Origin of the sequence: Butyrivibrio sp. VCD2006 (assembly GCF_000423925.1) — a bacterium.
Classification (GTDB): Bacteria; Bacillota; Clostridia; order Lachnospirales; family Lachnospiraceae; genus Butyrivibrio.
Genome location: NZ_AUIX01000035.1, coordinates 62,168 through 80,487, shown reverse-complemented (window position 1 = coordinate 80,487; position 18,320 = coordinate 62,168). Strand labels below are relative to the sequence as shown.

Below are 18,320 nucleotides of genomic sequence, written 5' to 3'. Positions count from 1 at the left end.
CGCCAGCACAGGTTTAAGCTTCCGATAAGTTTCTGCTATCGTAATTAAACAATAGAGTTCCACCATTTCCATATACAATCATACAACATTTATACTGATGAAGACACCTCTCTATTAACATTAGGTGATTTCGTCTTTTTGTCATGCTTGTCAATTGTCAATGTGCAGTATAATAATATTTCTATAGCGATAAATTATGCTGAGGGTAGTGCAATAGCTTGGCTTTCGGAACTTATTGATGATGTGTCATGCTAAAGTTAACCGAACATATCTTTGGCGTTGGTTAATTCATTCTAAAGTTAATGACATTGACTGTGAATAGTAACGAAATTTATTTGTGTGTTTTTGATATTGCAGCATTTGTTTGAAGACATTTGTGTTGTGTTCAATCATTTATTATTATCATCACCAAACAAATCATAATTAGTAATGCATATATGAGGAAGATTTTGTCGGAATATCGTTTGAAACATAAGGTTTTATACACTGGATTTAGCAGAGTGCAGCTTTTATTAAGGTATGCGTCCATTACTTACATATTCAACTTGTTTTTGTTCTGTGATAGAATATCAATAAATTAGATGAACCTTTTCTTTATAAGGCGTTCAGAAAGGAGGATGACATGGCTAAAATTAAATCTGTTCAAGACTTTAAGGATTATCTTAAGGAGAATAGAGATTTATTGCACAAAAATGCTGTTAGAATTGAAGACCTTCCTCCAGATGATGATTGGATTCTAGACGATGAGTGGGATGAAATATATAAGCAAGAGGTTTTGAAAAATGGGAAAGTATAACGTTGGTGAGGTGTGGTGGATTCACTTTCCTTATGGGGATAAGGATGTTGAAAAGAGAAGACCTGCTATAGTTGTAGATGATGATACTATTGCTATTTTAGCAATGTATGTTACAAGTAAAGATAAAGATAATCCATATAGTATAGAGATAGAAGATTGGAAAGAAGCAGGGCTTTCTAAACCGTCCTGGACTAGAATAGATAGGATAGTTAGCATAAGTGAGTGGTTCATGGATAGAAAGATCGGTGATTTATCCAGTCGAGATTTTTCGAAAATAATGGAGTTAGTCACGGAGATTAATTCTAAAAAGTTCCATGAGTTTAGCCTTCTCGCTATAAAAAATAGTAAGAACCAATACTTGCAGATTTATGATGAAAGATGGCAATGTTGGCTGTTTCCATATGTAAGAAGTACTGATGATAACAAGTCAAATGTTGATGCTTATGCAGAAGAGCTGCTTAAGGAACCAGTAAAGACTACTTCTGTAACAGTGGCAAAGCATTGCAAATATTCAGTAAGTGACCAGGTTTATAAGATTTATAATCATAAACTCTATAAGGCATTTGTAGAGTCCGAATTGCTTCAGGTGACAGAAAATGATTCCAAATATAAATGGATGACTATAGAAGATTTGGAGTCAGATGAGGCAATTATGGAGAAAAATGATGATATAGTAGCATTTGTGAAGACCAAGTGTAAGTAATTGCTATAGAATTTTTCGATATTTAATGGGTAATCAAAGTTCGTGAGGGTTTAATATATCAAGGATTGCCAGATATCAATGAATGGATTCTGTTCATTGATATCTGGCTTTTTTGTTGATTAAAAAACATAATTTATAAAAAATAGGATGAGAAGTGTCCCCAAATAGTGTTGCTGTGCGTTATTAATACTAAGAGCATAGTAAAGCGGAAAACTTGGAGGACTGGATGAGTGATTCAATTACTATTTTAATGGCAGTGGAAAATACTTTGTTATTGCCGTTACCTTTTTATGCCTTACTTCGTCTATATATTTAAAGGAGGGCATTGAAAAGGGAAGGGGACTTAAATGGAAGACAACATGATAATTGAGCTGTATTTTTCAAGAGATGAGTGTGCAATCAAAGAGACTTCTGAGAAATACGGTGCATTCTTGTATAAGATTGCGTATAACATTCTTAACCAAAACGAATCTGCAGAAGAGAGTGTCAATGATACATATCTTCGCACATGGAATACGATTCCTCCTACAAAACCCAGGAAATTCTCAGCATTTTTGACCAAAATAACCCGTAATCTTGCAATTGACAGATTTAGAAAAAACACATCTGAAAAGCAGGGCGGTGGGCAGGTCACGCTCTGCCTGGATGAGCTTCATGAATGCATCGGGGGAAAAACGGATGTTGATGATAGGATAGCCCTGAAAAACGCTTTGGAGAGCTTTTTAAGGGGGCTTCCTGTAAAGAACAAGGATATTTTTCTATTAAGATACTTCTATCTAATGCCCTTAGATGAAATAGCTGACAGATACGAAATGTCTGAAAGTGCAGTAAAAATGGTGCTTTATCGCATGCGTGAAAAGCTCCGAGGATTTCTTGAAAAGGAGGGCATTGTACTATGAAGAATACGGAAATTATGCTGGATGTGATAGGTGAGATAGATGAGAAGCTGATCCCGGATATTTCTGAGACTCCAAAGAAAAGAGGAATTTTATCTTTTTATATTACAGCTGTATTGTGTGCTACCGCGATTTTAGCTATTGCAATTGGTATTCCTTCATTAAGGAAGCATGAAAACAAAGCTTCGATTTATGCATTCTTGGATCGTGCTGAAATATCAGAGATTGTAAAGGGAACAGACCCTATGAACACTAATATAAGCTTCGGCGACATGGGAGCAGGTGAAATCATGGCTGAGGATATTTCAAAACTTGACGAAGTCTCTCCCTGGTCAGAAGATGCGAACATCACAGAAATGCCTGTTTTGCGTAATGACGCTTTTGTGGATGATGAGGGAATTCTTGGAGGTATGCAGCTTTTTCTTGATGAGGAACAGATGATATCGATAGCTCAAAATGCTGCGAAGGCGCTTAGTCTGGAGGTCACCCAGCTTGACGTGGCTAAAGCAACAGACAACGTGGAAATTGCAGATCCTGAGAAGGAAAAGGAAATCAAAAATCGGATATATTCTGTGGATGCAACATGTGCTGATAATACCACAATAACTGTCTATGGAGACGGAACGGTCAGAATTATTTTTGAGGGTAAGACCATTCCTTCCAAATACAATTTTTCCTACAACAATACTACGGATGCTGAAGCGGCGGAGGTTCTTGATTATCTGATGACAGAGTATGCAGGGCTTACAGGCTTCAAGAATCCGAAGGCCTACTCCTGTGTGGAGAAGGGTTTTGAGGGCGAAGATGACCGCTCATATTGCATCTATGACAGCGCAGATGACATTAGAGAGAGCATATTAAATCACGACCTTGCGTATGCAACCTTTTATCCAGATGAAAATGGCAATCTGTTTTGTATCTGGATCAACAATGCATTTTGCTCATCAACTTATGTGGGCGATTATCCTATCATTACTGTGGATGAGGCTACTGAAAAGCTGATAAATGGGGCTTATTATTCATCAATACCAGATGATGAGTATTTTAAAAAGGGAGAGTTGTCGGCTGATGATATTGCTATGGTTCAGCTGAAATATCGCAGCGCCGGAGAAAAATACTACGTGCCATATTATGAGTTTTATGTGGAACTCGATCCTGAAATAAGCGAAGAAGGTTTTGAAATACCTGATGGAACTAAGCTCTATGGGCTATTATATGTTCCAGCAGTAGCAGAGGAATATCTCGATGTTTTGGATAATGCGACCATGGTTTATCAGTAAGGATGAATTTATGTGCCCTAATTTTTTCTGATATTTTTAAAAATTTTTGTAACGTTTCATGACATGCCACGTTAGTAAGGTGAAAGGAGGTGGGGGATTGGACTTTGAGAGTGTTTACAAAAAATATTATCCGGATATATACAGATACTCTTTCAGTTTGGCAAAAAACGAAAAAGAAGCAGAAGAACTCACCCAGGATACCTTCGTAAAGGCTTTAAAATCCATTGATAGTTATGATGGATCAAAAGATTTACGGGCGTGGCTTTTCACAATAGCTAAAAATTCCTTCATATCAAAATACAGGAAAAGCAGGCACGAATCCGAGTTTGAACTTGTGTCTGAAGAGATCAGGGATACACGAAAGGATTTCCTTGAGATAATCACTGACAAAGAGGCTTCCATGCAGATTCACAGATTTATTCATGATCTGACAGAGCCATACAAGGAGGTCTTTTCTCTCAGAATTTTTGGAGAGCTGAGCTTCTCTGAGATTGGAGATATTTTTGGAAAAAGTGATAGCTGGGCCAGGGTGACATTTTTCAGGGCCAAGAAGATGATTATAGAAAGAATGGAGGGTATCGGTGATGGAAAGGAATAATTGTAACATCATAAAAGACCTAATCCCGTTGTGTATTGATGGTGTCGCAAGCGAAGACTCGATGAAATGTGTTGAAGAGCATATTCAGACTTGCGAAGATTGCAGACATCAGATGGAACTTATGAAAAGAAGCATAGCAGTACCGGATGAGAAGGAGGTACGTATGAAAGAAGCGGAAGGGTTTAAAAAGATGAAAAAATCGATTCTGATGGGATTAGTAATCGCGGTATGTGTGACTTTAGTACTTTCAGTAGGCGGCTTCACTGCCTATGCAATTGCAAGAAATGTCATACAGAAGAAGAACGAAACTACAATAAGGGGAACATGGTACAAAGACGGCGAGGAAGTGATCAGCTTCACAAGCTGGGGCATCGCTCATATCAATGAAAAATTCTTAAAAGAAGATATTGGTCTTTTTGAAGGTGTTGCAGCATATTATCTAAGTGATCCAAGCTGTGTAAGGTTCATCCAGGAAGAGGATTATGTAAAGCCTGAAAAAAGGGATGCCTTTGAAAAATATTTCAACATTAGAGATGATGATGAGGATTTTGATTTCAGTATTGAATTTCAGTTAAAAGCCAGTGAGGAGCAGCTGACTCTTTACTTAGGAGGGGAAGAGTACATGGTGCTTGATGGTAGTGCGGAATAAGATAGAGAAGAATAGCAATAAATAAGGTTGACGATAAGTTGTCATTTATAAGACCAGATTGGATTATCCACTCTGGTCTTTATCATAGGGGGCTATCTAAGAAGTAAAGATTTTTAAAATCATGTCCCCAAATGCATCCTTCGAACGTTATATAGGTGTAATGGTATTACCTTTAGGCAAAAAAACTTGGAGGACTGCAAAAAATGCGAAAGGACATGCTTCTGAAACATGGTTTACATAAGCTTAATTATGTTATGATAAATCAAAAAAGCAGGGGATATTATACGATATGCTTTTCCTGGTTCTATCTGTTCTTGAAGACGATCAGCGGAGATTAGTCGAAAAAATCTATAGGGATAATCATCAACTTTTCCTGAAAATAGCCAATAGAATAACCGGTTCTGAAAGAAGTGCTGAAGAAGCTTTAAGTGAGGCGCTATTAAAGATTTTGCTGAATATACAGAGAATATCAGAATTACAGAGAAATGAGCTGACAGCATTCTGTGTGACCATAGTAAAAAACTGTGCCTATGACCTGCTTAGAAAAGGAAGTCACTTGGTACCAGCGCCTGATGAAAGTATGCAGGATGCAAAATCTCATGAGCCTACACCGGAGGAAACGGTGATACAGGCTGAAGAAAAGGCTTCTATAAGGAAACTGCTTGAGACATTGTCCCTTGAAGAAAAGGAACTGCTGGAAATGCGCTATACATATGAAATGCAGTACTCTGAAATTGCCAGAAGATTATCTATTACGGAAGAAGCAGCAAAGAAACGAGGACAACGAGTAATCCAGAAACTGAGAAAGATATATGAGGATAAATCAGATGAATACAACGTTTGAAGAAATGCTTTCATATACTGTACGTGAAGAGATGATATCCATACTTGCACCGGATATCGAAAAATGGACAGGTTCTGTGCATGAAAAAGTTCTAAGAAGAGCAGAAATAAAAAAGCTTGCGGACATTATCCTGAACCTTCCACAAAAGGGGCAGGAGATACTTCTTGGAAGGTATGCCTTTGATCTGACTCCCGAAAATGTTGAAATAATCTACGGAATCTCTGAGGCGGATCTACGTAGGGGATTTTTTGAAAGGCAGCTTGCACATGAGATGGGACTTGGAGCAGGAGAACGTATTGCGGAAAGCTCACTATACAGAGCATGCAGAATGGCAATGTACAATTTAACAGAAGATAATTCAGAGCAAAAAAAACAGAAGAATATCATCTTGATATTTGCAAAGACAGCAGCTGCAATATTTATTGTTGGGCTTTTGTCATTTGGAACAGCTATGGGTGTCAACGCAGAATTCAGAGATGCAGTTTCAAAGTGGTTTATAGAAACTTTTTCTGAGTACAGTATTTTCAGGCTTGAAAATGACAAAACTACAAATACGATTCTTTATGAGTATACCTTAGGCTATATTCCTGACAGGTTTACCTATACAGGAGTTGAAAAGTACGATGAAATTATTACATTTACCTGCGAAGACGCTGAAGGGAATTACCTTTCAATAGACATAGAACAGCCAGGTGAAAATGATTATGTTGATACAGAAAATACCACTATGGAGCTTTTGGATTTTAATGGAGCAGAAGCAAGGTTCTATTATAAGGAAGACTATTCTCTGTTGGTTACAACTATTGACGGATACGCTCTGTATATCACCGGTCCTGTTACTAAAGAAGAAATTATGAAAATAGCTGATGGTATTCAGAGATAGCTTTTGTAGATGTATAAAATGTTTCAATATAGAAAAATGTGCTGAAGTTATTTTGGAAAAACATTTTAATTGTCCCGAAAGAATCATCTTGCGCGTTATTAATATGTAACGGTGTTAAGCCAAGATTAAAGGAGGTGATTGGGGCATGAAAAAGGAATTGGGGATAATAAATATAACAGTTCTGCTGATGGGAATGCTGCTTTTTTGTGGGGCATGTAGTAGTAAAGATGAAACAGCCTCTAAGCCGGGCACAAGGCTGGAAAATGTGGAGAATATGAGTTTCCCAGAAGCAGGATGGGTTACAGTTTTATAAGACTTTGGAGAAGGAAGAAAAAGTATGAAGCATAAGCATAAATTCGTATTATCTCTAGCGGTTGTTATAAAAATAATATTATTGGTGTTTGCTTTAGTTATTGTTTATGAATTAGTTGATTTCTGCAGATTCTGCATTAAAGCATCCGCAGAAAATAAATATGAAAATAGTATTGAATGGGTGACTGAAAAGAGTGGAGTAGATCTATGTAGTGGAGAGCTTGTTTTTGACAAAGATGCGCATGGTTTTCATGGAGATGGAAGCAGTTTGAGTATATATCAGTATTCTGAAGGCACTATTGAAGAATACATGGAAGAATCTCATACATGGAAAAGACTACCATATACTGACAATATAGACAATTTGCTAAAGAATTCCATAGATGATAATTGTGCTGAATGTATTCCAAATATAATGGAAGGATATTACTTTTTTTATGATCGGCATGAAGGCTGCCTGAATCCCTATGACGATTCAGATCTATGGGAAGGATATTCTCTTGACTGTACTGTAACTATATATGATACGACTACCAAGAAGTTGTATGTGTATACTAAGGATACATAAACTGTCTGTGGTATGAAAAAAGACATAGTTGAGGTTGATCATGAGTAATATTTTGTTTACGCAAGTAATAAATTTGATTTTGCAGATACTTATATTTGGTGAGATTATTTCTCTTCTCACTAAGAAAATCAGATGTGCAGGTGTGATCGCTATTATCATATCCATTCTAATCTTTATTATTGGAATTATTACGCCAATCAGTATAGTTGTGTGCACGATGATAACACTTGTTCTAAGTAGCTTGGGTATTTTTGCAATTAAGAGAGGTGGGAAAGCTAAGGAAGATACTATATGAAAAACATCATATTAAGCGCCGATGGCGACAGTGTAGTATATTCTGTCCCGGATATTGTTGCTGAAAACTTGGAAAAGTATTGTTTGGAGTTTACTAACTGGATGTATCATAGCCGATCCGCGAGGAAAAAGTATAAGGTTCAGGGTGGTTTTTGCTATAGCGAAGCAGATTTCATTTATTATTTGAATCAATATATTTTTCCTATGGAAAAATCTGAATTAGTAAAGAAGCTTGGATGGACAGATTTGGGTGAAGATTTGCCGGATGAATACAAGGGAGTTCCATATTTCAATTTCTAATGTGGCAAATATAATTCAGAGCAGGGTTTCAATATATTTAAGTGAAAACTATTAAAAGGATTTTGGATGGGAAAAGCAAAACAAAAGGCAGTAGAACGTTTTTGGAAGAAAATGAATTCTGTAGAGACTATGAGAATAGAAAGATTTATATGTAATGCCAAACTGAAGGATTCATATGAAGCTTACAACGTTTTAGACCATGATGAGTATCAAAGGTTTATAAAGCTGGTTCTTAAAAATACAGAAATAGTATGCTTTAAGGTAGATTCTTGGCTAGATGATCTGGATGAGCTAAGACATAGTAAATGGGGAATGCTCAGTGAAAATGTTGTTGAGATGACGAATGAGGAGGGTGTTTCCAATTCTTCTGGGAGTTATTCCAGAATCTATATGAAAAATGATTATACATTATATGAATTTTTCATGGGACTGAAAAATATCTTTGATTTTGAGGAAGATGAGTCTATGGGAATAAAACTCGAAGATCCACTTTTCATCAAAAATGGCGAAATAATCTGTCACACACTTACACATGAGGGGTATTGTGATGTGGCAGAGGATATATATGAACTCTTGCAAAAGGGATTTTTGCACTCTTGAAGCTCTATTATAATGAATTTGCTTTTGTTATAGAAATGAAAAATAAACTGGGAGCTAATGATATGAAAAGGAGTTTTCTTATTTTTTGCTTAGGAATACCATTACTTATTTCTGCATGTACAGCTAAGGATTCTGGAAACAGAAGCATAATAGATGAAACAGTAAGTGAGGTAAAAGCGGAGGATCTAACCGATTATTCTGAGATTGATGGTGAAACCGATGAATCATCGGGCGAAGAGCTTTTTGAGGATTCGGTAGTTATAAGTGATGAAATAAAAAATGCATATGATGATGCTCTTATAACTCTTCGGACTGATCTCACCCTTCCAAATGGAGAAACAGTTGTATGTGATGAAAGCAGTAATAATCAATACTCAATAACAGATGTAGATAATGATGGTGTTCCGGAGTTGGTTATCCTTATTGATGGTGCATTTATGACCGCAAAGGTTGGTCAAATATATCAGTATGATGCGGAAACAGGATCCATGCATTTGGAGTTTCAGGGTTTTTCTGCATTCGAGTGTTACGATAATGGAATTATTAAGGAAGATTGGTCCCACAACCAAGGATACGGTGAGATGTGGCCATATTTCTTACACAAGTACAATCCTAACAAGGATGAATATGAACTTATAGCTAGTATAGACTCTTGGAATAGAAATATGAGTAAAAGGATTTTTAATGGAGATTCTTTTCCGGCTGATGTAGATGATGGTGCTGGCGTAGTGTACTATGTTACATTTACTGGTGACGAGGATTCAAAAAAGCCAATAAGTCAATCAGAGTATGATGCATTTTATAAAAGCTATATGGACGGGGCAGATCTCCTTTATGAACAGTATGAAGAATTTGATGTGATTGCTTCAGGAAACTAAAAAATTTCTGCATATACAGGCTATGTATGTTATGTCCTTAAGGAAATAATCTCACATGAGATTTTACAACCATGAAGGGCATTTATGCGCTTGAATTTTGATCTAAATATGTGTTGACATATATAGATTATCGATACAGTATATAGGTAAGCAATATATAGACAATCTATATAAAGGAGGACAACCATGGCTGTTGATAAATCTCTACTAACAGGAAGCATGACCATGCTGATATTAAAGCTTTTGTCAGAGAAAGATATGTACGGATATGAGATGATCGATACTTTAAGGCAAAAGTCCCAGAATGTCTTTGAGCTTAAAGCCGGTACTTTGTATCCGCTTCTTCACGGACTGGAAGATAAGGGGATGCTTACTGTATACGAGCAGGAGTTTTTGGGGAAAACAAGAAAATACTACAGCATTACCAAAGAGGGAAAAAAGCTTTTAAAAAGCAAAACTGACGAATGGAATGTATATTCAGGGGCAATAATGAATGTGCTGGCGCTGGAGGTGTGACAATGGAGGAGTATATCAAAAAGCTTCTTGAACAGGTGCGCTTCAAGAAGGCTCACAGAGGAATTGCAGAAGAAATAAGAGCACATATAGAAGACCAGATTGAAGATAACATGGCTGCCGGCATGGACAGAGAAGCTGCTGAAAAAGCGGCTATAGCGGATATGGGAGATCCGGTAGAAGTTGGAATTTCCATGGACAGGGTACACAGACCGCAGATTGCATGGCAAATGGTACTTGGGGCTGTAGTTGTCGGGATTATCGGTTCTATAATTCACATTCTATTAGCCAAAAGTGCTGCAGTAGGTGGTAACACCGGAGTCGTTAACGGTAGCAACAGCTTTATTCTTTATACTGTTTTGGGAATAATTGCGATGGTGCTCGTATATCTTATGGATTATACAGTGATAGCAAGGTTTTCCAGAATCGTGGCAGTTGCACTTTTCATATTGATACCTGTAACTGAGAAGATGGGAATACAAATTAACGGAAATCATGTGTTTTTGAGTATCGGGCCCATAACTATTCTGACAACAGCTGTCATGCTGTTATATATACCTCTTTATGGCGGAATCATTTATAAGTATAAGGGTGAAAAGGCCGTAGCTTTATACAAGGCATTGCTATGGAGTATAATTCCGTGTGGATTTGTGTTCTTTAAGCTATCAAAAATGCAAGCTGCTATTATGATGCTTACTATGCTTGTGCAGCTTACGATAGCTATTATAAAGGGATGGTTTGACGTTCATAAAATCCGCGCAATCGCGTTAATATGGGGACATCTCGTATTATTACCGATAATTATAATAGCACTGTTAAGAGTATTATTCCTGTTTCGTTTTGAAATAATTGCACGAAGATTATCGCCTGGCTCATCGGTTTATGATGAACTTTATAAAGTCAGAGAATTTGCCGGTGTTTCTGGATTATTAGGTGCTGATACCAAGAATATTTTCAATGAATTACCAGGTATAAACAGTGATTATATCCTGACCTACATCACATCTACCTGGGGCATTGTAGCAGTTTTGGCGGTCATAGCTGCCGTGGGCGGCCTGATTGTTGCAGGCTTTATCGCTTCATCAAAAACAAAGAATCAGCTTGGCATGGTAATGGGAAGCGGCTGTATGATGGCTCTTTTAGTAAGTGCCGTTGTGAACATGGGTGCAGCCTTTGGAGTAATTCCATTCGTTTCTTCATTCTTCCCATTCATATCGGCAGGCGGCAGTAATCTGTTGGTTTCATATGCTTTTCTCGGAATAATAATGAGTATTTACAAATATAAAACAGCTTATCCGCAGCATATGGATATCGATATCCGCGGAAAGATAAAGCTGGGGAAAATAGAATTCATCAAGAATTAAAGCAAGAAAAATCAACCATTAAGTGGGAATGTTCACTGCTGCGGCAATGGCATTCCCACTTTATCGTGTATTCTGTTATTATCATTTCATGGCAGTGAGATTTGAGCAGAAGGATGAAGAATGGTTTGAGTATAAAATCGTGGGGTGATCCTGACTCAACCACCACTTGAGTTCCGCATTTAAGCTGGGGATTGGACTCAATTACAAATTGATATACAGATCTTTACCCGGAAGGTATTCTTATATCAGATAAAAGGTACTGGCCAGTATCCAACTACAATTTAAGGAGAGAAAAAATGTTAGATATGAATAAAGTAGCAAGGAATATAAAGAATGCCAGGACAAAGAAGAATATGACCCAGCTTGAACTTGCTGATATTGTGGGAGTAAGTTATCAGGCAGTATCAAACTGGGAGCGTGGTAATTCCATGCCGGATATTGGAAAGATTTCTGATATAGCTAAGGCTCTTGATATGGATGTTGCGGAGCTTCTCGGAGATGATAAAGAGACTTCCATTATAAAAAAAGTTATTGAGAATTCTGAGGAATCACTTACTGCAGAAGAGCTGACAGAAGTTGCACCAATGCTTCAGCCCATGGAACTTAAGAAAAAGGTAAAGAAGATTTCAGAAGAAGGGACTCTTAACCTGCATGCTCTTGTAGGGTTTGCTCCGTTTCTTGACGATGAATATCTCGATGAAATTGCGGCAAGAATTGACACTGCTCAGATAAAGGATCTGGTAGCCTTAGCGCCATTTTTATCAAGCGATACACTTATCGGCATTTCAAAAAAGATAAACTCATCAAATATCAATGACCTTGTTTCGCTTGCCCCATTCATGCCCAAAGAGGCGCTTGATGATGTGATTTCCAGAATGGATGCTGACGATTTTGATAACATAACTTCACTGGCACCTTTCCTGTCAAAAGAAACACTGGACAGAATAGTTGATAAGGCCATAGATAAAGGTAATGTTTCAGAACTTACAGGAATAGCATGTTTCCTTGGTAAAGATTCGCTGAAGAAGATAACGGAATTCCTGCTAAAGTCTGATGATGCAAAAGGCATGGCGAAATTTGCGATGTTTTTTTCGGAATGAAAAGAATATAACAGGGTTAAAATGGGCAATGCGAAACGCAGAGCCCATTTTTTAATTATATGGTATTATACCTATAATCTTTGCCTTACAAAAAAACAAGTTCAAGCTTAGAGTACTTCGCTACCATTTTTCGATAATTAATCTCCGTCATATAGATTAACTTCTGCTGCTGATTTTTTATGTTCCTCATCCATGGCAGCATAATGCTTTACGGTGGTATTTACGTCTTTGTGTCCGAGAACGTCCGCAACCATGTAAATATCACCTGTTTTGTTATAAAGTGTGGTTCCATAGGTCCTTCGGAGTGTATGTGGTGAAACATTATCGGAAATACCTGCGCTGGTCTTGAATTTCTTAAGCATAGCTTCAATGCTGCGCACAGCCATTCGGTTACGCTTAAGTGACAGGAACAGAGCTTTTTCCTTCGGATCATCTGTCAATAATGGACGTTCATTTTGTATATAATCACGGAGTGTTTCCTGGACATTCTTATTCATATAAAGGTGTGTTTCCTTGCCACCTTTTCTGACGATTTTTATTGTATTTTTAACGAAATCTACGTCAGAAACATCCATACCGACGCATTCTGAGACTCTAATCCCTGTATTCAGGAACAAAGTAACTATGGCAAGATCCCTCTTTGAAACGTTCCTTGATCTTGCGCAGCTACGGTTTGTAGCTGCTTTTGTCTCTTTTACAGCATGTATAAGCCTGTTTGCTTCATCTGTGCTCAGACGTTTGATATCATTTTCAACTAATTTCTTGTTTTTATCAGCTTTTAACGTGGGATCATCTGATATGAAATCTTTTTCTGCCATATACGCAAAAAAGCTTCGCATACTGGCCATTTTTCTGGCCAGAGTCCGGTCGCTTACCATATGTGATCTGATGCCGTCAGATGCCTTCATATAACTCTGGAATTCATTGATATCCTCACAATTAAGCGCTTCCAGTATGTCCAGCGGGATTTCATTTGTTTTTTTATTTTTACATCTGGGATTTTTGGCTGTTAAGAACCGGAAAAATAATAAAACGTCACTAGCATATTCGTATGCAGTATTGATTCTGTGGTTTCTTATGCATGAGTCAATGTATCCGCCTGTATATAAAGGCAATTGATCCTGGATTTCCCTGATCTTTGCTGTCTTGGCTTTTTGCAAATCCTTATAATACCTTGAATTCTTGCCCATAATCCCTCCGAAAGACTGTTAAATACTACTCTTTTTGTTTTATGCCCTAATATTACCAAAAACAAGTATTTTGCGCAATATAAAGGATGTGCACTATTGCAAGACTTAGTGCACACTTTCTCCTAAAACAGTCCTCCGATGTCAGGCTTAATATTTTGGACTGCATATAACGAAATCGCTTCGCGCTGATGAATATGTTTACCAGTAACGCTGACGAAATAGTTTACCACCTGTACTGAGTTATTTCCTATTATAAAGATCAGCTAATTCCAGCAGCTCTGTGCCCAAAACATCATTTTGATCCCAGGAGTCAATTATCATTCTTGGGTATGAAATCAGGGCATCATCTTTCACACCATCTCTATTTTTAATTTTTTCCCATAGGTTTTGGCTATCTCACATAACGTCTGAATAGTTGGCATGCAAACGCCCTTTTCAATGCGGCTGATATTGGACTGACGAATACCGGATTTTTCAGACAATTGTTTCTGAGTCATATTATGTTCAAGACGTTCCGCAATAAGCATACTTTTAATCTGATATTCAATTTCTGTTTCTTCCCATGCCTTCGCAAATTCAGGATCTTTAAGGTTTTCGTTTAATAATTCATCTATTTCGCTCATTGTGTGCATCTCCTTTCACAATCTTCACGATACTTCTCCGCAAGCTCAATTACATCTGGTGGTGTTTTTTGCGTCTTTTTTATAATGCCATTTGTAATGACTGCTTTGTCACCAACAGTAAAGAAATATAGGCATCTCGCGATGTTATTGCCTTGAATGGTTCTGAGTTCGTAAATGCCATTTCTCAAATGTTTAGCGTCGGGCATTCCCAGGTTCTTGCCAAATTGTTCAAGCAGCTTTACACTCCGAATTATTTTGGCTCTTAGTTTCATGTCTTCAACTGAATTTATAAATTGGCCCGCAGGTTTAACACCTTCTTCTGTTTTATAAAAATTACTTCCATCAATATTCCTTTCTAGGAATATTATATAAAAACTCTTGATTCTAGTCAATTATCGTAATCGCAACACAAAAAGGAACTGAAGTAAAAAGGCTTATCTAATCCAATCTTATCTGATTCATGATTTTCCCAATACTGTCATGGAATACAAGATCTGCTTTACCTTCCATCTTAGTCTTACCTTTATTGATAATAATAAGATAACTTCCGTGATACATATGGGCGAGCTGAGCTGCCGATCCGACTTCAAGCGATGTACCTCCTATTATTAGGAGATCCGCATACCTTATCCACGCTATTGCCTGCTCATAATCTCTCTGAGGAAGAAATTCTCCATACAAAACAACATCAGGGCGTACTACTTTCCCGCATTTAGGACAATGTGGTACTTCTTCTGTGTTTTCAAAAATGAAGTCCTCGCCATAATCTCTTCTGCAGCTAACACAGTAGCTCCTCAGAGCACTCCCATGTATTTCGCTGACACATTTACTTCCTGCCTTTTGATGCAAACCATCAATATTCTGAGTAATCACTCCATCAAGCTTCCCCGCCTTTTCCATTTCAGCCAACTTTTTGTGAGCATCATTGGGCATTATATTTCTACAGTCGAGATTTTTTCGGAAATAATCAAAGAATACTGCCGGTTTCTTATTGAGGCAGTCATAACTTAATAGATATTCGGGTTTATATCTTGAGAATAATCTGTCTTTCTTATGATAGAGACCGTCCTTACTTCGAAAATCAGGGATTCCACTTTCTGTTGAAACACCGGCTCCACCCAAAAATACTATATGATCAGATTCTCTTATAAGAGCATTTAGCGCTTCTGTTTTTTGCTCTGGCGTTAATGCGGTAAAAAACTTTTCCTTCTCTTTCTGAGATTGAAACTCTGGAATTATCATCAGAAATCTCCATCATTTTTCAGTTTGTTAATGCCTTCATTTTATCAAAAGCCATTATAAACCATTCCCTGCATTCATCTGAAGTAATATTAGTATCATATGCCCAATGGGTATAATATCTCCATATAGAAAATATCGCTGATCCGAGTAGTATTGGATCTTCCACTACTGCCAATGCTCTATGAAATGCCTCTTTGTTATTTAGTGTATCCTTTCCATAGATTGATTCAAAAGTGTGTCCGCAATCCATGAAGAATCCCAATTCCTCGCATTTTTCAGGAAAATCCTCTATAAGCTGCTGCTCTGTAGATGCAGGATCCATGAATAAATCATAATAATTCTGTGCCCAGTGAAATACCTTCTTATAATATGCACTACTCTTTATAGAAGAATTCTTATATTCAGGGCGCATTTTAATTACAGAGTTTATCTGCTGAATTCTATCTTCATTACTAACCTTGCCATCAAGTTCCAGGAGTCTGTTCACCCGAATATGCTTATAACCATGGGAATCGCTTTTAGAAACTGCACTGAAGGCATCCTTCCAAAGCCCATTATATACTTCAAAAAATATTCCATTCTTATTTAGATATAGCACCAGAAGATAATGAGGTGAGTCGCCCTCACCGTCATAACTGAGCATAACATTATCTTGTTGAACAACCTTAATCTGTACCGGCTTGGAATTAACCTCTCCATCTATCGCCTTCGTGCTTGATGTAAATAAATTAATTCCATAATAATTCGCTGCAGCAACCTCCCCGATACTTCCAATAATATGTCCATCAAGCGTAAAATGCCTATTTTCAAACTTAGACTCAAGGTTTTCAACCTCTTTAACCATATTTCTATATATAGAAAGCATTTCATTTATATCAGAATCTGTATACGGCATAGGCTTCCTCCAGAAGTAATGCTCAAACTACTAATTCTTGTTATACCCAAACTCTCTTGTCATTAGCACTTCTTTCCACCATGTTTCTCTCGCAAGAATGGTATCATCATCAGTAGTATTCTTGAATATCTCAAGAATGCTATATCTAAAGTTCTCCTTAATGAGTTTTAGAAAATCACACCACAGACGAAAACAAGCATTTATGTGCGGATACCTGAGGGGCTGGGCGTCAAAAAGGCTGCCACACTAAATTAGTGCGACAGCCCCTTCCTTATTGCTACGAATTATAATAATCATCCATAGCCTGTTTTACGTGATCCAATTCTCGAAGTTGCGCATCGCTTAATTCTTTGCAATGTTTCCAAGGTTTGCAAAGATAGCAGCCGCATCCCATGTGGGCTTTGGCAAATTTGCCATCAGGAATAAAGTATTCGTCCTTCCAGATATCCTTCCAGATTCTCTTTTTATGAGCAATCGCTCTGTTCCGGACATCTCTCCTATAGGCCCTTGTTCTTCCCATATGTATCACCACCTTTGAATAGATTTACCTTCCCTGCAGGAATCGTCAAAGGTGAATTACCATCCTACAGGTTAGGCATGTGGTGATATCTTGAAAATAATATCCTCATAATAAAATCCTCGTTATTTAAAAAGCTATATTTCTCATTCTGAATCAATTTGTCTGTGCAACGTACGCTATTTGTTTGTATGTGTCCCCTTCTTTAAGGCATGATTCCACGAAGTTCTTCTCAAAATCGCCCTGCTTCATCAGCTGTTCGCAGTATGCTTTCGCTTCCTCTTTGTCTATCTATTAAGCCATTATTGATACATACTTCTAAATCAAGCGTTTTTTCTACATATTTTATTTTTTACGGATTTCCTGTATTTTATCGGTGTAATATCCTCATATTTCCTAAATGCGCTAATTAGTCCTCTTACATCTGAAAAGCCACAGTCCATGGCAATGTCAGTTACACAGCGATCCGTTCCCAATAGTTGCTGCTTTGCAGCTGTTAATCTTGTCTTAGTAAGGTATTCTTTATAAGAAATATCTGTATATTTTTTGAACACTCTGGAAAAATAGGTTGGAGTAAACCCAAACTTGCCTGCCAGAGACACTTCATCAATTGGATTTCTGAAGTTGTTCTCAATGTAAGCCATTACTCTCCTCATATTCTCAACATTTCTGCTTTCAGCATCTGATATTATGTCTTTTTTGAGAACCAGGTCTTCTTTGCACATATGATAAACAAGTTCATATACAAGAGAAGTGATGTGTATATGCTCATATTTCCCTAATTGGGAATCCGGATAGCCATACTTTGATAACTCATATGCTATTTCTTTGGGTCTTTCTGTCTCCGGGTGCCAGATTGGTTTAAACTTGAGTAGATCAAAATTGGGCAATGCTTTTCTGAATACGGTGTCACTTATCCTGAGGCATACTCCAATGAATCGTGGTTCCCCCTCTATAAAAGGAATTTTCGAAAATGTATTTCCATGAATACTTCCGGGATTTATTATCAGGAATTCATCCCTTTCTGTCTCTACTCTTTTACCGTCCATCTGTGTCACCAGACTTCCATCAACACAGACATTGATTTCAACATCGTTATGCCAGTGGAGAGGTACCATAAAATCTGCGCCTTTATGAAAAAGAGGTCCTCCATCATAATAAATGCTTATTATGTTACACGGGATTTCGTTATAGTATTCTACTATTTCGTTTACAATCTTCTCTTCTGTATTTTTCATTTCATGCTCCGCTAAAACCTAGTGCAAATTTTTGCAA

General features: G+C 37.4%; 24 protein-coding genes. 17 read left to right on the top strand and 7 right to left on the bottom strand.

Annotation, left to right across the window (positions count from 1 at the left end):
* The first annotated feature begins 622 nt into the window (after positions 1 to 622).
* From G586_RS26170 to G586_RS22960, 17 genes are all read left to right on the top strand, one after another.
* Positions 623 to 796 (top strand): hypothetical protein, encoded by a 174-nt coding sequence (locus tag G586_RS26170; protein ID WP_155834150.1) that lies wholly within the window; start codon positions 623 to 625, stop codon positions 794 to 796.
* Positions 783 to 1,499 carry a type II toxin-antitoxin system PemK/MazF family toxin gene (locus tag G586_RS0112605; RefSeq protein ID WP_026528042.1) on the top strand — a complete coding sequence of 239 codons (717 nt, stop codon included), beginning with the start codon at positions 783 to 785 and terminating at the stop codon, positions 1,497 to 1,499. Before G586_RS26170 ends, G586_RS0112605 begins: the two co-directional genes overlap by 14 nt.
* 347 nt (positions 1,500 to 1,846) lie before the next feature.
* Complete coding sequence (locus tag G586_RS0112600; RefSeq protein ID WP_026528041.1) at positions 1,847 to 2,398, top strand: RNA polymerase sigma factor; 552 nt, start codon at positions 1,847 to 1,849, stop codon at positions 2,396 to 2,398.
* Entirely contained in the window at positions 2,395 to 3,675 is a 1,281-nt protein-coding gene (locus G586_RS0112595; RefSeq protein WP_026528040.1) for a hypothetical protein, read from the top strand. The genes G586_RS0112600 and G586_RS0112595 overlap by 4 nt, the downstream gene beginning before the upstream one ends.
* 97 nt (positions 3,676 to 3,772) lie before the next feature.
* Positions 3,773 to 4,273 carry an RNA polymerase sigma factor gene (locus G586_RS0112590; RefSeq protein WP_026528039.1) on the top strand — a complete coding sequence of 167 codons (501 nt, stop codon included), beginning with the start codon at positions 3,773 to 3,775 and terminating at the stop codon, positions 4,271 to 4,273.
* Positions 4,260 to 4,922, top strand: coding sequence for a zf-HC2 domain-containing protein (locus G586_RS25035; protein WP_026528038.1), 663 nt, complete (start codon positions 4,260 to 4,262; stop codon positions 4,920 to 4,922). Before G586_RS0112590 ends, G586_RS25035 begins: the two co-directional genes overlap by 14 nt.
* A gap of 289 nt (positions 4,923 to 5,211) precedes the next feature.
* On the top strand, positions 5,212 to 5,766 hold the full coding sequence (locus G586_RS0112580) for an RNA polymerase sigma factor (RefSeq protein ID WP_051204777.1): 555 nt from the start codon (positions 5,212 to 5,214) through the stop codon (positions 5,764 to 5,766).
* Positions 5,750 to 6,649, top strand: coding sequence for a DUF4367 domain-containing protein (locus tag G586_RS0112575; RefSeq protein WP_026528036.1), 900 nt, complete (start codon positions 5,750 to 5,752; stop codon positions 6,647 to 6,649). Before G586_RS0112580 ends, G586_RS0112575 begins: the two co-directional genes overlap by 17 nt.
* A gap of 145 nt (positions 6,650 to 6,794) precedes the next feature.
* The gene (locus G586_RS26165; RefSeq protein ID WP_155834148.1) at positions 6,795 to 6,962 is read left to right on the top strand and encodes a hypothetical protein; all 168 of its coding nucleotides are present in this window, start codon (positions 6,795 to 6,797) and stop codon (positions 6,960 to 6,962) included.
* Between the two features lie 24 nt (positions 6,963 to 6,986).
* Entirely contained in the window at positions 6,987 to 7,529 is a 543-nt protein-coding gene (locus G586_RS22970; protein WP_051204776.1) for a hypothetical protein, read from the top strand.
* Positions 7,530 to 7,569: 40 nt separating this feature from the next.
* Entirely contained in the window at positions 7,570 to 7,824 is a 255-nt protein-coding gene (locus G586_RS0112560) for a hypothetical protein (protein ID WP_026528035.1), read from the top strand.
* Positions 7,821 to 8,123 carry a hypothetical protein gene (locus G586_RS0112555; RefSeq protein ID WP_026528034.1) on the top strand — a complete coding sequence of 101 codons (303 nt, stop codon included), beginning with the start codon at positions 7,821 to 7,823 and terminating at the stop codon, positions 8,121 to 8,123. The genes G586_RS0112560 and G586_RS0112555 overlap by 4 nt, the downstream gene beginning before the upstream one ends.
* Before the next feature lie 66 nt (positions 8,124 to 8,189).
* The gene (locus tag G586_RS0112550) at positions 8,190 to 8,723 is read left to right on the top strand and encodes a hypothetical protein (protein WP_026528033.1); all 534 of its coding nucleotides are present in this window, start codon (positions 8,190 to 8,192) and stop codon (positions 8,721 to 8,723) included.
* 35 nt (positions 8,724 to 8,758) lie between these two features.
* Positions 8,759 to 9,601 carry a hypothetical protein gene (locus G586_RS0112545; RefSeq protein ID WP_155834146.1) on the top strand — a complete coding sequence of 281 codons (843 nt, stop codon included), beginning with the start codon at positions 8,759 to 8,761 and terminating at the stop codon, positions 9,599 to 9,601.
* A gap of 186 nt (positions 9,602 to 9,787) precedes the next feature.
* Complete coding sequence (locus G586_RS0112540; RefSeq protein WP_026528031.1) at positions 9,788 to 10,117, top strand: PadR family transcriptional regulator; 330 nt, start codon at positions 9,788 to 9,790, stop codon at positions 10,115 to 10,117.
* 2 nt (positions 10,118 to 10,119) lie between these two features.
* Entirely contained in the window at positions 10,120 to 11,478 is a 1,359-nt protein-coding gene (locus G586_RS22965) for an FtsW/RodA/SpoVE family cell cycle protein (protein ID WP_051204775.1), read from the top strand.
* A gap of 296 nt (positions 11,479 to 11,774) precedes the next feature.
* On the top strand, positions 11,775 to 12,578 hold the full coding sequence (locus G586_RS22960) for a helix-turn-helix domain-containing protein (RefSeq protein ID WP_035773215.1): 804 nt from the start codon (positions 11,775 to 11,777) through the stop codon (positions 12,576 to 12,578).
* Positions 12,579 to 12,715: 137 nt separating this feature from the next.
* On the opposite strand, the gene G586_RS0112525 is transcribed toward G586_RS22960, so the two are convergent.
* The 7 genes from G586_RS0112525 to G586_RS0112495 all read right to left on the bottom strand — a co-directional run bounded on the left by G586_RS0112525 (position 12,716) and on the right by G586_RS0112495 (position 18,283).
* Positions 12,716 to 13,768, bottom strand: coding sequence for a tyrosine-type recombinase/integrase (locus G586_RS0112525; protein ID WP_026528030.1), 1,053 nt, complete (start codon positions 13,766 to 13,768; stop codon positions 12,716 to 12,718).
* 350 nt (positions 13,769 to 14,118) lie between these two features.
* Positions 14,119 to 14,391, bottom strand: coding sequence for a helix-turn-helix domain-containing protein (locus G586_RS0112520; protein WP_026528029.1), 273 nt, complete (start codon positions 14,389 to 14,391; stop codon positions 14,119 to 14,121).
* The gene (locus tag G586_RS0112515) at positions 14,388 to 14,783 is read right to left on the bottom strand and encodes a type II toxin-antitoxin system RelE/ParE family toxin (RefSeq protein ID WP_242832017.1); all 396 of its coding nucleotides are present in this window, start codon (positions 14,781 to 14,783) and stop codon (positions 14,388 to 14,390) included. Before G586_RS0112515 ends, G586_RS0112520 begins: the two co-directional genes overlap by 4 nt.
* Positions 14,784 to 14,829: 46 nt before the next feature.
* Positions 14,830 to 15,633, bottom strand: coding sequence for an NAD-dependent protein deacylase (locus tag G586_RS0112510; protein ID WP_035773213.1), 804 nt, complete (start codon positions 15,631 to 15,633; stop codon positions 14,830 to 14,832).
* Positions 15,634 to 15,652: 19 nt separating this feature from the next.
* Entirely contained in the window at positions 15,653 to 16,528 is an 876-nt protein-coding gene (locus tag G586_RS0112505) for a DUF6998 domain-containing protein (protein ID WP_026528026.1), read from the bottom strand.
* 277 nt (positions 16,529 to 16,805) lie between these two features.
* Positions 16,806 to 17,048 carry a hypothetical protein gene (locus G586_RS22955; RefSeq protein WP_035773211.1) on the bottom strand — a complete coding sequence of 81 codons (243 nt, stop codon included), beginning with the start codon at positions 17,046 to 17,048 and terminating at the stop codon, positions 16,806 to 16,808.
* Positions 17,049 to 17,368: 320 nt separating this feature from the next.
* Complete coding sequence (locus tag G586_RS0112495) at positions 17,369 to 18,283, bottom strand: helix-turn-helix domain-containing protein (protein ID WP_026528025.1); 915 nt, start codon at positions 18,281 to 18,283, stop codon at positions 17,369 to 17,371.
* Positions 18,284 to 18,320: the final 37 nt, after the last annotated feature.